General features: G+C 55.4%; 10 protein-coding genes. 5 read left to right on the forward strand and 5 right to left on the reverse strand.

The features are described 5' to 3' along the window. Window positions 1-37: 37 nt before the first annotated feature. A complete protein-coding gene (locus DUD43_RS15630; RefSeq protein ID WP_228125819.1) occupies window positions 38-1996 on the reverse strand; it encodes an alkyl/aryl-sulfatase in 1959 nt (652 codons plus the stop codon). Window positions 1997-2150: 154 nt separating this feature from the next. On the opposite strand from DUD43_RS15630, the gene DUD43_RS15635 reads away from it, so the two are divergent. Continuing rightward, the gene (locus DUD43_RS15635) at window positions 2151-2909 is read left to right on the forward strand and encodes a hypothetical protein (protein WP_153231000.1); all 759 of its coding nucleotides are present in this window, start codon (window positions 2151-2153) and stop codon (window positions 2907-2909) included. Here the strand turns inward: DUD43_RS15635 and DUD43_RS15640 are convergent. Next, window positions 2906-6496, reverse strand: coding sequence for a BTAD domain-containing putative transcriptional regulator (locus DUD43_RS15640; RefSeq protein WP_194273407.1), 3591 nt, complete (start codon window positions 6494-6496; stop codon window positions 2906-2908). The two genes, DUD43_RS15635 and DUD43_RS15640, sit on opposite strands and share 4 nt — an antisense overlap. Window positions 6497-6861: 365 nt before the next feature. Between DUD43_RS15640 and DUD43_RS15645 the strand changes: the two genes are divergently transcribed. Further along, window positions 6862-8508: a long-chain-fatty-acid--CoA ligase gene (locus DUD43_RS15645; protein WP_153231002.1), complete on the forward strand. Its 1647-nt coding sequence runs from the start codon at window positions 6862-6864 to the stop codon at window positions 8506-8508. Window positions 8509-8753: 245 nt separating this feature from the next. Here the strand turns inward: DUD43_RS15645 and DUD43_RS15650 are convergent, their stop codons facing one another. Together DUD43_RS15650 and DUD43_RS15655 are read right to left on the reverse strand one after the other, a co-directional pair. After that, complete coding sequence (locus DUD43_RS15650; RefSeq protein WP_153231003.1) at window positions 8754-9980, reverse strand: hypothetical protein; 1227 nt, start codon at window positions 9978-9980, stop codon at window positions 8754-8756. Between the two features lie 371 nt (window positions 9981-10351). Beyond that, window positions 10352-10969, reverse strand: coding sequence for a LysE family translocator (locus DUD43_RS15655; protein ID WP_153231004.1), 618 nt, complete (start codon window positions 10967-10969; stop codon window positions 10352-10354). A gap of 354 nt (window positions 10970-11323) precedes the next feature. On the opposite strand from DUD43_RS15655, the gene DUD43_RS15660 reads away from it, so the two are divergent. Beyond that, complete coding sequence (locus DUD43_RS15660; protein ID WP_153231005.1) at window positions 11324-12181, forward strand: LysR substrate-binding domain-containing protein; 858 nt, start codon at window positions 11324-11326, stop codon at window positions 12179-12181. Between the two features lie 37 nt (window positions 12182-12218). Here DUD43_RS15660 and DUD43_RS15665 read toward each other — a convergent pair whose 3' ends face one another. Further along, window positions 12219-13340 (reverse strand): transporter substrate-binding domain-containing protein, encoded by a 1122-nt coding sequence (locus tag DUD43_RS15665; RefSeq protein ID WP_153231006.1) that lies wholly within the window; start codon window positions 13338-13340, stop codon window positions 12219-12221. Window positions 13341-13601: 261 nt separating this feature from the next. On the opposite strand from DUD43_RS15665, the gene DUD43_RS15670 reads away from it, so the two are divergent. Together DUD43_RS15670 and DUD43_RS15675 are read left to right on the forward strand one after the other, a co-directional pair. Further along, the gene (locus tag DUD43_RS15670) at window positions 13602-13925 is read left to right on the forward strand and encodes an ArsR/SmtB family transcription factor (RefSeq protein WP_153231007.1); all 324 of its coding nucleotides are present in this window, start codon (window positions 13602-13604) and stop codon (window positions 13923-13925) included. A gap of 83 nt (window positions 13926-14008) precedes the next feature. Continuing rightward, window positions 14009-15298: an arsenic transporter gene (locus tag DUD43_RS15675; RefSeq protein WP_153231008.1), complete on the forward strand. Its 1290-nt coding sequence runs from the start codon at window positions 14009-14011 to the stop codon at window positions 15296-15298. Window position 15299: the final 1 nt, after the last annotated feature.

Genomic DNA, 15299 nt, shown 5'->3' on the forward strand with positions numbered 1-15299 from the left:
AAGCACGCGGCCTGCCCGCGTGCTCCTGACTACCTACTCAAGGCGTCACGATGTTGAACCACAAGCCGGGTTCCTCAAACAGGCCTGCAAATTCCTGGAACTTGCGACCCGCCCCTTGCAGCTTGGCACGATCCGTTTTCATGGCCGTTTTCCAGTCCAGCATCTTGCCTTGAATCAGCTTGAAATCCGCCAGGCTAACTGACATGGTGGCCTGAGCTGGCAAACCGGGGCGCGTACTGTAATTGAGTACCGAATTGCCAATGCTGATGGTGTAGGTCGTATCTATATCCACAAAGTGGAACGCAACCGTCAGCTCCTTGTCTTTGACCTTATCATCGTCCAGACGCACGGCCATCAAATCAAACATCATCTCTGGCGTCAGTGCGGCCAGCATATCGGCATTGTTATTCGGGGGCACAGGCAGATCCGGCGCACCATTGCGCAGTTCCAAAGCCCCTTGCAGGTAGATGGAACGCCACGGCCCGGACTCGGCCTGATAACCCAGTTGCTCGTAGCTATTGGCCAGCAATTGGCGCGCTTCCGTATCTTTGGCATTGGCAAAGACCAGATGCTTCACCACCATGGCCACCCAACGGTATTCACCACGATCAAAGTCTTCCCGGGCTTTTTGCAGCAGCCGATCACGCCCTATGTATTCCACATACTTCGCCCCCGCTGCCGTGGGTGGCAAGACATCCAGACTGGACGGATTGCCGTCATACCAGCCCATGTAGTACTGATACACCGCCCGCGCATTGTGCTTGAGCGAACCGTAATACCCGCGCGCCGCCCAGTCTTTTTGCAGGGACTCGGGCAGCTCGATCAGCTCGGCAATTTCTTCGCCGGTATAGCCCTTGTTCATCAGGTTTACACTGCGATCGTGGATGTACTTGTACAGATCACGCTGCTTGATCAGGTAATCGTGAACCTGCTCCTTGCCCCACACAGGCCAGTGGTGCGCCTGAAACTTCACTTCCGTGCTATCGCCAAACAGATCAATCGTTTCATTGATGTAGTTGGCCCATTCCCTGGCATCTCGCACCTGCGTGCCGCGCAAGGACAGAATATTGTGCATGGTGTTGGTGGTGTTCTCGGCCATCCACATGGCTTTGAACTGCGGCAGATAGGTATTCATTTCCACCGGGGCCTCGGTGCCCGGTGTCAGTTGCATGACCATTTCCACGCCATCCACCACCAGCGTCTCGCCGGACTTGGATACCGAACGGGTGGGCGCAATCAGGGAGACGGAACCCAGCGGATTGGTCATGCCCAGCCCCGAACCCACGCTGTGCTCCGGACCGCGCGGCAAGAAGGCACCATACATATAAGTCGCGCGACGCTTCATGGCATTGCCTGCGATCACCCCTTCGCTGATGGCATGCTCCACAAAACCTTCAGGCGCAATGATCTGTACCTGCCCTGAATCCACTGCGGCCTGATCTACCAGCCCCTTGGCCCCCGCGTAATGGTCTATGTGGGAATGGCTGTAGACAATCGCCTTGATGGGCGCTGCCTGCACATGCTTTTGCAGCAAGGCATACGCGGCAGCGGCCGTTTCAGTAGAGGTGCCCACATCGAACACAATCCAGCCCGTTGTGCCGCGTACAAAGGTGATGTTGGACAAGTCATAGCCCCGCACCTGATAAATATTGTCCGTCACCTTGTACAGGCCATCGAGCAGGTTCAGCTGCGACATGCGCCACAAGCCTGGATGCACCGTGCTGGGTGCAGCGCTATCGGGCTTGATGAAAGCCTTGTAGGAATCCAGATCCCACACCACGTTGCCGCTCGCACCTTTGATCTGCAAGCTGGGTTCGCGGTAAATCAAACCGCGCTGGGCGTTCTTGAAATCCTGGGTGTCATCAAACGGGAGCGTTTTCATCCACTGAGCGTGGCGCTCCTGAGTTGCCTTCGTGGCAGGCGCGGCCTGTGCCTGACTCAAACCCGCACTGACTACTGCCGCCAGCATGATCGTTCTTATTGCTGCATGTGCCATGACACGCTCCTCCTGATGGGCTTTTTCAACAAGCGTCTCATTCTGGGAGCAAAGCGGGTCCGATAGCCCAATCTGCGGATTTACCACAGTGGCCCGCTTTAAATGCTTTTTCAACGCCGCTTTTCTACCTTCGGTTTTTCGAGGAGGTATGCATATGCAAAAGACATTATTTGGCCTGTTGGCCACCAGCCTGATCAGCACGGGTGCCCTGGCCCAGTCCCAGAACGAGGCCAATAACCCGTTGAGCCCTCGGCCCATGGTCAGCCTGCACGACTACTACGTGCCCGAGCTGTACAAGGTCGACAATGCCTGGGCAAACCAGACGGTGCTGCGCGCCGTCCTGCCCAACAAGACCTTTGGTTTGCCGCAGCTATGGCGTTTGAATGTTCCGATTGTGGCCTTGCACCATGATCGTCTGGGCAGCAAATCCGGCCTGGGTGACATCACCTTCATGGATGTGTTCATGAAGAACGCAGGCAGTTTTTCCTATGGCATCGGCCCCCTGCTGGTGATGCCTACGGCATCGAACGACTTGCTGGGACAAGGCAAATGGCAAATTGGTAGTGCCGCGGCCCTGGTTGCCACCCGGGATTGGGGTCTGGCAGGCGGGTTGCTGACCTTTCAACAATCCTTTGCCGGGGACTCGGACCGCGAGAAGGTGAAGATGGCCTCCTTCCAGCCCGCCCTGTTCTATAACCTGCCCAATGGCTTTTACCTGCGCTCCAGCGGAGTGTGGACCTTTGACCTGAAAAACCATACCCATCACATTCCCGTGGGTCTGGGCCTGGGCAAGGTATTCAAGCCTGGCAAAAGCGTGATCAACGCCTTTATCGAACCGCAATACTCGGTCGATAAAAAGGGCGCGGGAGCACCGGTATGGCAAATTTTTGCGGGTATCAACTTCCAGTTCTAACCGGGCTGGCGCTGGATCCACACACTGCGAGCCGCCAGATCGGGCAGGCGCTCGCGCCGATGCCGGATCCAGCCTTCATAGGCGTACAAGCCGCTGCGCAGGACTTCTTGCTGGGCCTGTGCCCAGCAAAGCTGTGCTTGTTGGCGATCGGAGCGTACCCAGGCCAGATCTCCGCGCAAGCAATCCACTTCGGGCAGATACAAGGTCGAAGCCCGTTCCTGCGCAATCTGACACACCTGATCCAGCGTCTGACTGGCTCGTTCCATCTCGCCTTGGGCCAGATAACAGCGCGCCACAATGCACAAGAACGCATCCGTCGCCAATGGCATGCTGCGTGCAAACTCGGGCAACAAGGCGACTAAACGGGCCAGCTCAGGCCCGGTTTCCTCGCCTTTAACCAGACGGCAATACAGCACATAGGTCTCGGCAACCGCACACCAGACACTACCGGGCAGGACAGGCTGCAACAAGGCCAGCAAAGCCTGACTACGCCCCGCCAGCATCTCCAGATCGCCTTGCAGATACAGAATGCGCAGCATCTGAATCTCTGCAATCACCGCCGAAATGCGCGACTGACTTTGGCTGGCCAGGAGCTGCGCATGGCGGGCATTGGCTACACCCTGCTCAAAGCGTCCCTGCAGCACCTGAGTCAAACCCAACAGGCTGTGCACCAAAGCCGGGCAATGATGGCCCAAGGCCGCATCCATGGCCGGAACGGGTTGCTCGTAAGCCAGGGCACGCAGCGCCTCGTCCAGGGCCAACTCGGCCTGTTGCACACGGCCTTTCCAGAACAGATATTGCGCTTCGGCATACAGGCCCCAGCCGTACCAGGCGCTTTGGCCCTGACGCCGGGACTGTTCCTGCAATTGCTTGGCATGAGCCAGACTTTCCGGCAGCTTGCCAGCGCCGTGCAGCATCACCCATTGGCCCCACAACACAGGCAAATCATCCTCGCCGCCCTCACTGCGTCCGGCCGCCTGCTCGTAAGCTTGCGACACGGGCATGGCAGCAGGCCCGCCACGGCTGATTTCCAGCGCCCCCAAGGTGACGTAGCTGTCACGCTCGTACTGACGGCGCAACTGCACATCATTCATGTATTGCAGGCTGCTCAAGACCTGCGACAACTGCTCTGCCGCTTGCAGGTTGTCACCACTGCGCAGCGAAGTATCAATGGCCTTGCGCCACCAGATAGCCGCTTGCGCGCTTTGAGCCTGCGCCAGACAAGCGGCAATTTCTTCTTCCGCCTGCTGCATTTGAATCAGGCTATGGGCAAGCTTGCCGTACAAAGCCTTGTTTTCTTCCTTGGCAATCAAACGGCGCAAAGCGGAACGCATCAAGGGGGCACACAGTATCTGGCCCTGACCGTCTTGCTGCAACAAGCCTTTGTCCAGCAGGCTGATCCAGGATTGCTCTACAACGGGTAAAGGCAAATTGCAGGCCTGTGCCAAACCCGCAGGCGTGGCACGTTCCCACAACACAGTCATCAACAGCACACAGCGGCTGTCTGCATCGAGTTGCTCCAGATCCAACAGCAAGCGGTCTGCCAGACGTGGCAAATAATCCAGCGGCATGCCAAAGCGCTGCAAATGCAGCGTGTCTTTGATCAGCATGGGATTGCTTAAACGCTGACCGCGAATCTGCGTGTTCGCGTCCGGAGACAGACGCTTGCCGCGTGCATAAAAGCTCATCGCCTTGCCCACATCCGGCTCGGACAATCGGCGCAAAGCCATGCTTTGAGCAAAGTCCAAAGCCAACTGAGCCTGGCGCGACAGGATCAATAACAAGGCCCCGGCAGGCTGCTTTTGCACTGCGCTCCATATTGCCGCCAAGCTGTTTTGATAAGCGGCATCCAGCGCATCCACATGGTCCAGAATCACCAGCACAGGCCGGTTCTGACTGGTAAAGGCCTGCACCGCCGCCAGCAGCAAACGGCACGGATCGGGCACCGCCTGGGCGTCTTCCGTATTCAGATGGTGAGCCTCTTGCAGCACCTGATCCCAATCGGCATCAGACACTCCAAACCAGGCATGCAGGCACTGACTTAAAGCAAGGGGCAAGTCCTGGGGGCCGCTCCCTTCATCCAGACGAGCCTGCATCATCTCGCGCACGCCTTCCAGCACATCCTGCCGCGAGAAATCAATCAGCAAGGGCTGTCCGCCATCGCGCACAATGTAGCTGCGCAAGGCCTCGGCCAAACGGGATTTGCCCGAACCCAGATCACCGTGAATTCTGTAGGCGGCTTTGTGGGACTGACGGCTGCACTGCTGCCATTGCGCCACCAGTTGCTCGAACTCGGGCTGACAACCGTACAGGGGATCGTTCATCCACTTCCCCTCTCCCAAGCTGAAATACACACCCTCCGGGCCACGGTGTTGGTTGATCTGCCAATCCGCCATACGAGCAACGGCCTGAGCGCTCAGCAGAATCTCGCCATGTTTGGCCTTCCACACCAAAGGCATGACCAACTGCCCGAACAGGCTATGTGTATTGACCTGCTGTTCGTCCACCAAAGCCAGGCTGACATGCACTACCTGACCAATGCTGATTCCCGGCGGCGTTCGCAAGGCACGAATCACACAAGCCAGTTCAACCGCCCGATTTACAGGCTCGGACTGCGCATGTGGCCAACCAAAGTGAGCCAACAAGGTGGACCCGCTGGACTGACTTACCCAGGCCCCGTGCTGACGCAAAATATCCAGCAATTGCTCGTGCCAGGACTCCAGATATGCCACAGCCTGATCCGGCACCAGATCGCCATCCAGATGCGCCTCGGAGCCATCTGCTGGCAACCAGGACAGGGCCAGGGCCAGCGTGGCAACCGTGCGATGGGCCTGAGCAGAGTTAGGGGGTATCTTGCTTGCCGCGACCGGCCATTGGGCTTCGGCCAGACGGCGGGTTTCCGGGTCGGGACGTACGCCCAGATACTGACGCAAAGCCTGCTCACAATGAGCATAGGCTTGCAAGGCGGCCTGCCTGTCCCCTCTTTGCATCAGGGCACTGATCAAGAGGCGGTGATAGATCTCCTGCTCGGGGGCTTGTTGCACCCACTCCTGCGCCAGTGCAAGCGCCTGATCCAGCTGGCGAGCCTGCACGAGCTGCTCAAAAAGGCGGGCGCGCAAGCTGAGCAATGCCAGGGCAAGACGATCTTCCCAGCTTTGTCGCCAGGAAATAAAAACTTCGGTATCGGGGGATTGAATCGCGTCCAGAAAGGGACCGACATACAGGCTCAAACGTTGCGCAAGGCGGGCAGCCTGCGGGGCATCGGCCAGCAGAAACTCCAGCACATCCACCTGTACGCACTCAGGCTTGAACGCCATTGCGCCTTCGGCATTGGCGACCAGACAAGCAGCCTGCTCGCCCAGGGCCTTGCGCAGCACATGCAAGGCATGGCGCAAGCGCGATAACGCCTTGTCGCGTGTCAGATCGGGCCAAAGCATTTGTGCCAGCCGCTCGCGCTGCAGCACCTTGCCTTGCGCCAGGCACAACACCGCAGCCAGCAGTTTGACCTTGTCATAGCTAAGCAATGCAGTGCGATCCACCTGATCGACAATAAAGCGGAATGGGCCCAGCAAACCTAGCACGATCATTGAACGATGCTCCGAGCTCAAGGCCATTTCGGCCCAGCGTCACTCGTGTCAAATTGACAGCAAAACCGACACTACGTCTTAAAAAAGCTGTAATTAGCTGCCGATTGTACTCAAAGCCCTTCAATCTTCAATCAAAGAGTATTAATTGTGTCCAGAAATTTCCTGAGGCTCCGAATTTTGAAGAAGCCTTGGCATTGCGCAAGGAAACATAAACGACTGCATAGACGTATCTGTGAGTTTTAGGCTACTGTTCCTGCAGAGGCCATGACAGTCAGTGGTGTAAATTCATCCATTTGCTGCTCCCAATCCCCATGTTGTAGGGCCCGTCAGTTCTGTTTGATTTACTCCCAGGGAGGACGAAGACCATGCTTGGCATGATGATGAATACCCCACTGCTAGTATCATCCATACTGCGTCACGCAGCGAACTACCACGCAGACCGAGAGGTCGTCTCGCAAACCGTTGAAGGTCATATTCATCGGTACACCTATACCGAGCTTTCCAAGCGCAGCCAGCAACTGGCCAATGCGCTGAAAAAAATGGGCCTGCAACATGGCGACCGTGTCGGCACCCTGGCCTGGAACGGCTACCGCCACCTGGAGCTGTATTACGGCGTGTCGGGCTCGGGCCTGGTGTGTCACACCATCAACCCGCGTCTGTTTCAGGATCAAATCGGCTACATCATTGAGCACGCGGACGATAGCGTACTGTTTGCCGACCTGAACTTCATGCCGATTCTGGAAGCTCTGGCCGATCAGTTGTCCAAGCTGAAAGCCGTGGTCATCATGACTGACGAAGCCCACATGCCCAAGTCGGACTTGCTGCCCAACCTGAAGTGCTATGAAACGCTGATTGCCGCCGAGTCCGATCATTTCGACTGGCCCGTGTTTGATGAAAACACGGCCTCCGGCCTGTGCTACACCTCCGGCACTACGGGCAACCCCAAAGGCGTGCTCTACAGCCATCGCTCCACTATTTTGCATGCCTTTGCCTTGAGCATGCCCGATGCCCTGTGTCTGTCGGCCTCCGACACCATCACCCCCATCGTGCCCATGTTCCACGTCAATGCCTGGGGCCTGCCCTATGCGGCCTTGATGGTGGGCGCCAAATTGGTCCTGCCTGGCCCGAAACTGGACGGTGCCAGCCTGCACACCTTGTTTGAAAACGAAGGCGTCACCATGACAGCCGGTGTGCCTACCGTCTGGCTGGGTCTGCTGGACTGGATGCAAGCCAATGGCAAAACCTTCAGCAGCCTGCAACGCCTGGTAATTGGCGGCTCGTCTGCGCCTCCGGTCATGATTACCCGCTTCCAGAAGCTGGGCGTGAAAGTGCGCCACGCCTGGGGCATGACGGAAACCAGTCCTGTCGGTCTGGCGGCTGCTCTGCTGCCCAAGCACGAGTCCTTGCCTGACAACGAGAAACTCAAGCTGCTGGCCAAACAAGGTCGTCCGCTATTCGGGGTCGAGTTCCGGGTGGATGGCGACGATGGTCAGCCCATTGCCCGCGACGGCAAGATGTTTGGTGCCATGATGGTGCGCGGTCCCTGGATTGCAGGCTCTTACTTCAATAGCAATGACACCTCGGCCCACACCGCAGATGGCTGGTTCAATACGGGCGACGTGGTCACCATTGATCAGGATGGTTTTATTCAGATCGTGGACCGAACCAAGGACGTGGTGAAATCCGGTGGCGAATGGATCAGCTCCATCGAGCTGGAAAACATTGCTCAGGCTCACCCGGCTATCAAGGAAGCGGCTGTCGTGGCCAAACCCGACGAGCGCTGGGGCGAGCGTCCAGTGCTGGTGGTACAGCTGCAAGACGATGCCACCTTCACCAAACAGGACATGATTGATCTGTTTACGGAACAAGTCTCCAAATGGAGCATTCCTGACGAACTGATCGTGGTGGATGAACTGCCCCATACCGCCACCGGCAAGCTGCTGAAAACCGCTATTCGCAAGCTGATCCAAGAGGATCTGGACAAGCTGGCAGCACAAAACAAAGCGGTTTAAGCAACACTGACAGCAGAATGAAGGAGCCAGCCTCGGCTCCCTTTACGTGCAATACAAAACTGCCCCCCGAAAGTCGGATAAGCATCCAAACTTCCGGGGGGCAGTTCTTTGGCCAGAGCCTGAGCATGACGCGTCTCTTGCAAAGGCAGGGGCTTCAAACTGCTATTTCAGCCCCTAAAACTCCTGGTTCTTGTTCCGAAAAATCACGCTCAAGAACTGGAGGCAGCACTCATGACAAGCCCACCTTAAGGATGAACTGGCGTAGGAATATCCCAGATATTCAGATCCGCATTCTCGCGCTCCCAAGCGCGAACAGAGAACTTGGCACGGTTGAACAAACGTACATAGTTTTCATGGCGAATCTTGTTGCCGATAGCGACAGGCAACTCATCCAGGAAGTCCTTCATTTTGGACAAATCAGCGTGATACTGAGCCGGTTGCATCAAACTGCCCGGCGTCACCGAGGTGGGCGGGTTGGACTCAAATCGATTACGTGTAAAGATCACCACATCCGATCCCCACAGAATCCGGTTCTGATATTCCTTGAAGAAATTCAGCCAGTCCTGACGGCTGGGCATCCCTGGCTCGGGGTCCAGCATATAGTCCTGCACCAGATCCCAGGAGATATCGGTAGACCAGCTCGGGCACGCATCCAGCACTTTCTTTACCCGTGTAATGTGATCACTGGTGGGTTTAACAAAACGGCCCAAACCAGTATGAGCCCACACCACCTTGGCATTGGGAGCGTGCCCGCAGACGTGCTTCAAGCCATTTACATAATCCTGATTCGGGTAGGCATGTTCCAGCTCCCCCTTGTAGTTGACCTCTACCCGGTACATATCGTTGTGCAAAATGGCGACCAGACCAACCTCTTCAATGGTCTTGAACAGGTACTCCAAGGACTCGGAGTACAAGGACACCTTGCTGCCATCCCCCGCATCAGGGGGTAAAGGCACGGACGGTGCCTTGGTTTCTTCTACTGTTTCACCCGCCAGCTTGCTGGACACCAGTTCCTTGTGAATGGTGAATTCACCTACCCCGGAAAATACACCTGGAAAGCTCAACACAGCGCGCTTGATGTGCTGTGAGGCATAGACATCCATAGGGTTGAAGGCCGTAATCATGACATCCAGCTTTTCCTGGTACTGAGGTTCCAGCCTTTCGTACTCTCGCGCAAACATGGCATCGATAAACGAGTAGTAGTACAGGTCCGCTTTAGAGCCAATGTAGTAATTAGGGCCAAACATCTGATTATTGGGCCCTTGCGCCTGATATTCCTCAAAGCCGTCCCAGCGTTGCTGCAAGGGAATCGGCATGATGGTGGAGCGAATAATCTGCTGCCGGTCTGCGCTCATGTAGCGCTGGGCGTATTCCTTTAAAGGAATCCCTTGCATGGCGTAATTGGACGCATGGAAATGCACGTCAGCATAAAGCTGGCTGGTATCCAAACGGGGTTCAGGGGTTTGCGCCACGGCGCTACCCTGAAATGCAGCCAATAATGCAAAGCAGGAACCAACAATTATGGTGGGACGAAGGTAATTGCAAGCCATTCTTGTCTCCCTATCGACAGGTAGTGTGCGAAACGAAATACAGTGACTTGCAAACTATAACCAGACATCTCTCAATTAATGACAAAAAATAACAGATATTCTTTTTTAATTTTCAATTCCTATTATTTTTTATATTTTTAAATTTCCATTATTAATAGCCATATAAAATTTATTAAAAAACAATTTATCAATTAATTCCAATTAATTAAAAAATCAGGTTTTCTTAAAATCTTGAATAATCAGGCCACATAGAACAGGCCGTTGCCCTTGCTCGCTCCAGCTCCTGCCCCCCTCTAGGACACCGAATTGGTAAACAAGAGCGACGCCCCCAAACCCAGCAAAGCAACGCCAATCACCCTATCCAGCAGCCTCTGCCTAGCCAGCATCGCCGCCCGCAGCCGCCTGTTTGAAAACACGATGGCGACGATACTGAACCAGACCCAATGGGCAAAAGACATAAAGAACCCATAAGCGAAATTCAGCCAGAACGGCGCACCCGGCTGTACCAACTGCGTAAAGGTGGCCACCACAAACAACATGGTTTTGGGATTCAAGGCATTGGTCAGAAAACCCATACCAAAAGCTTGCCAAGCAGTGGGCATATTCCCTGCTTCGCCATCCGTATTCAAAGCAGTGCGATTACGGAAAGACTGATAGCCCAGATACATCAAGTACGCCGCACCCGCCACTTTCATCACCAGGAACAAGGCGGGAGATTGAGTAATCAGAATCGCAACCCCCAGCACCGTGTAGATCACATGCACCTGTACCCCGGCCGCAATGCCCAGGGCTGAAATCAGGCCAATCTTGCGACCAAAGGAATAGCCATTGCGGGTGACCATGGCAAAGTCGGGGCCGGGGCTGATCACAGCCAGGATAGTGATAGTGGCAACTGCCAGCAGTTCATGCATTTTTAACAAGCCTAAGTTTGATGAAATCGGCGTGACGAGCTAGTTCAAAGGCAGCCAAAACGTAGGCCCCGCCCTACACTCTAGGAATCAGGTCGTTCCTCTACGAACGGTCTGCAAAGACAGCTGCAATCAGAAATTGAAAGCCCTTCCTGGTGAGCTATGTATTCCTCGAATTTATATAGTTTTTGTTATTCTCAAGCGGATCAATCCACCCCTTTAAACTCCAAGAAAAACCCTTCCAAGACCGTATCGTTTTCATATTTGAATATCTGCTCTCAGGATTTCATTATTGATAATCCTGTGCTAATTTAAAAACGATAATTCCTGCGCCATTTCTGTGAGTTTTCATCGACCATGCAAATCCCCAACCTCACGGCCTTCCGCTACTTCGACACGGCGGCTCAGGCAGGCAGTTTTGTGCAGGCAGCCCAGCTACTGCACGTCACTCACGGCGCAGTCAGCCGCCAGATTCGGGCGCTGGAAGAATCTCTAGGAGTAGAACTGTTTGAACGGCGCAATCGGGCCGTATTTCTGACACCGGCAGGCCGCCAGCTTTTGCATGTGACCGCACCCATGTTCGAGCGACTGGAGGATGTGGTCTATCAGTTGCAACAGACCCAGCGCGAGCATGCTCTGGCCGTCTCCTGCGAACCCACTATCGCCATGAAATGGCTGATTCCGCGCCTGGGGGATTTCCACGCTCTGCACCCCAATATCACCGTGCACCTGATTACAGCTGGAGGGCCGGTGAACTTTGCTCAAATGGGGGTGGACCTGGCCATACGCCGGGACGACTTTCATTGGGCAGACTCGGTCTGCGGCCTGAAGTTATGCGAAGAAATGATAGGTCCGGTCTGCCAGCCTCAATATCCACATACGCAGGACACGGCCAAACAGGTACTGATACAGAGCAGCTCCCGACCGCAAGCCTGGGCCACCTGGGCACGCCTTAGTGGCCAGGCCATACGCTCTGCCAACAAGCTGGAACTGGAACATTTTTATTTATGTATTCAGGCAGCCTTGTCCGGTCAAGGCATGACTATCGTGTCACGTCTGATGGTGCAGGATGAACTGCAAAGCGGCCAGCTCATCGCCCCGCAAGGATTCATCCCGGACGGCTCGGCGTACTACCTGCTCTCCCCCCAGGCTCTGGATCAAAACCCGCGTGCGGAAGTGTTTGCAGATTGGCTTTGCGAGCAGTTGGCGGGCTGAAAACAGCCAGATGAATCCAGGCCCACAAGATCAGCGTTTACTGGCCCGACCCAAAATACTTGGTTTTGAAGTCATCCACCTTGCCTTCATCAACCGCCCCCAGAACAGCCAAAGTGACCTCTCGGGATAGCTCGCTTTGCAATGGCAAGGCAAAGCCATACTTGTCGCGCTCGAACAAGCGCCCAACGACATTCACGGGCAGGCTAGGGTTGGAATACACGTAGTACTCCAGCACAGGGGCATCCGCAATGACGGCCACTACCTCTCCATTTCCTAATGCTGTCGTCGCCTCCTCCAGGCTAGGGTAACTGCGCATGAAAAGGCCCCGTTTGCGGGCGTAGTCTTCCTCTACGGTTCCCAGCAACACGCCTACCGGCCGCCCCTTCAAATCGTCCACGCTATTGATCTGGTTTGATATGGCCAAGGTCGTCATCACACTGGTGACGGATGAGGTCACAAAGGCCAGAATGCCTACCCCACAGACCAGCCAGAGCGCCTGCCAGATACGGCCCAACCAGCCAAAAAGATTCTTTCTGGCCGGAGCACGCCCCGATGTCACGATGGACATCACGGTATAGAAACTCTCTGCTACGCCGTCGCGCCAGCGGGAAGGGAAAGATTGATCAAAGCGCCGGTCAAACAAGGTCAACATCACCGTGACGAACAGGATCACAAAAGCAATCCACGCATACGCAGTGATAAAACCGGCTTGAGCCAAACCCTTGACCACATTTTGAAAGCCGGTTCCCTGATCGGAGCTAACCATCAAGCGCATACCGCCATCGAACCAGGGCTGCGTGAAATCCACCTTCAAAGCCCGCTGCTGAGTGATCGTCAGATTGGTCATGGCCACATCCAGCGAGCCTGATTCGGTCGCACCCAGCAAATCCCGAAATGTGCTGTATTCCTTGTACTCGTAAGGCCAGTTTTTCTCGGCTGCCAAGTTTTCCCAAAGATCGATAGCCAGACCCGTAAAGGCCCCATCCGTTTTCATCACAAACGGGGGCGATACCAGTACACCTACCGTCAACGGCGGCGCTTTACCATGTCCTGCCTGGGGAAAGGAAGCCAGTAAAACCAGGAAAAAAGCCAAGCAAAGAAGTCGTGCTTGAGCAATGCGGCGGCCAAGCTGATGGCGGCTCAGAAAGGGTGTTTGCATAGTCAGTCTTGTGGGAGCGGTCAGAAATTCCGTGCACAAGGCGGACTGAGAGTGACACGGACGGACGAACATTCTGGTAGAGGATAGCAAATTGAAACCGTGCCTGTTCCCAGTTCCCGGCAGGTCCGCAGATGCAGACGGGAGGTTTCACAATGCCTGAAAAATGAATATGCTCACGCACATTTGTAGGACCAAACATCCTCCCTCAGGGCAAATAAATACATCTATTCAATAATTCAAGAACTGTTGTATTATTTGCTCATGGAAGAATCTCAAGTTATCCGCTCACTGGCCGCCCTGGCCCACGAAGCCCGCCTGCGGGTGTTTCGTGCTTTGGTCGTCGCAGGCCCATCCGGTCTGACTCCCAGCATCCTGGCAGAACGACTAGGCATCGCCCCCAACGCCCTCTCCTTCCATTTAAAGGAGTTAAGCAATGCGGGGCTTATCCATGCCGAGCGACAAGGTCGCAACCTGCTGTACAGCGCCACCTTTCCCGCCATGAATAATCTGCTCGCCTACCTGACTGAAAACTGCTGTCAGGGGGAAAGCTGCAACACCGCAGCTACCTCTTGCCAGCCTTGTTAAGCGATGCGCCTGCACCAAGTGGAATCCACACCTCTTGGCGTGCCTTCTTTCCCACCTCAAACCTCGAAACCAAGCCCTCTGTCATGCTAACGGCCATTCTTATTTTCATTGCCACCTTAACCCTGGTGATCTGGCAGCCCAAAGGACTGGGCATCGGTTGGAGTGCATCATTCGGTGCCGCAGCTGCCCTGCTTTTAGGCGTGGTGCAATGGACTGATCTGGCTGTGGTCTGGGGCATCGTCTGGAATGCTACGGCCACCTTTGTCGCCATTATCATCATCAGCCTGATACTGGATGAAGCAGGTTTCTTTGAATGGGCCGCCTTGCATGTCGCTCGCTGGGGAGCCGGAAATGGACGCAAGCTCTTTGCTTTTATCGTGATCTTGGGAGCCGCCGTCTCCGCCCTGTTTGCCAATGACGGCGCCGCCTTGATTTTGACTCCCATCGTCATGGCCATGCTGCTTGCCTTGGGTTTTTCACCCGCGGCAACCCTGGCCTTTGTGATGGCGGCTGGTTTTATTGCCGACACCGCCAGTCTGCCTCTGGTCGTCTCCAACCTGGTGAACATCGTCTCGGCTGACTATTTCAAGCTGAGCTTCACGGAGTACGCCGCCATCATGACACCTGTCACTCTGGTTTCCGTGCTAGCCAGCCTGATCGTCCTGATGCTGTATTTCCGGCGTGATATCCCCACTTTTTACCGTCTTGAGCAATTGAAACAGCCCGCTGAAGCGATCAAGGACAAGGCCACTTTCAAGGCTGGCTGGATAGTGCTGGCTTTACTGCTTACAGGCTTTTTTGCACTGGAGCCTTTAGGTATTCCCGTCAGCGCAGTCGCCGCCGTGGGAGCCATTATCCTTCTGGCCGTCGCTGCCCGTGGAACGGTAATCAGCACCCAAAAAGTGCTGCGTGGTGCTCCCTGGCAAATCGTTGTGTTCTCGCTGGGCATGTATCTGGTGGTGTATGGCCTGCGCAATGCTGGGCTAACGGATTATCTGGCGCTGCTCCTGGACAAATTCGCCCAGGCTGGCGTATGGGGTGCGGCAATGGGTACAGGCATCTTGTCAGCCCTGCTGTCCTCGGTCATGAACAATATGCCTACCGTACTGGTCACCGCTTTGTCGATTGATGCCTCCAGCGCCGAAGGTGCCGTCAAAGAAGCCATGATTTACGCCAATGTCATCGGCAGCGATCTGGGCCCTAAATTCACTCCCATCGGGAGCCTGGCTACCTTGCTGTGGCTGCACGTACTGGCCCAGAAAGGCACAAAAATTAGCTGGGGCTATTACTTCAAGGTTGGGGCCATCCTGACCACACCCGTACTGCTCATCACCCTGGCGGCCCTGGCCTTACGTCTGGGTATTACAAACTGAT

It is taken from the genome of Alcaligenes faecalis (assembly GCF_009497775.1).
Taxonomy (GTDB): Bacteria; Pseudomonadota; Gammaproteobacteria; order Burkholderiales; family Burkholderiaceae_B; genus Alcaligenes; species Alcaligenes faecalis_D.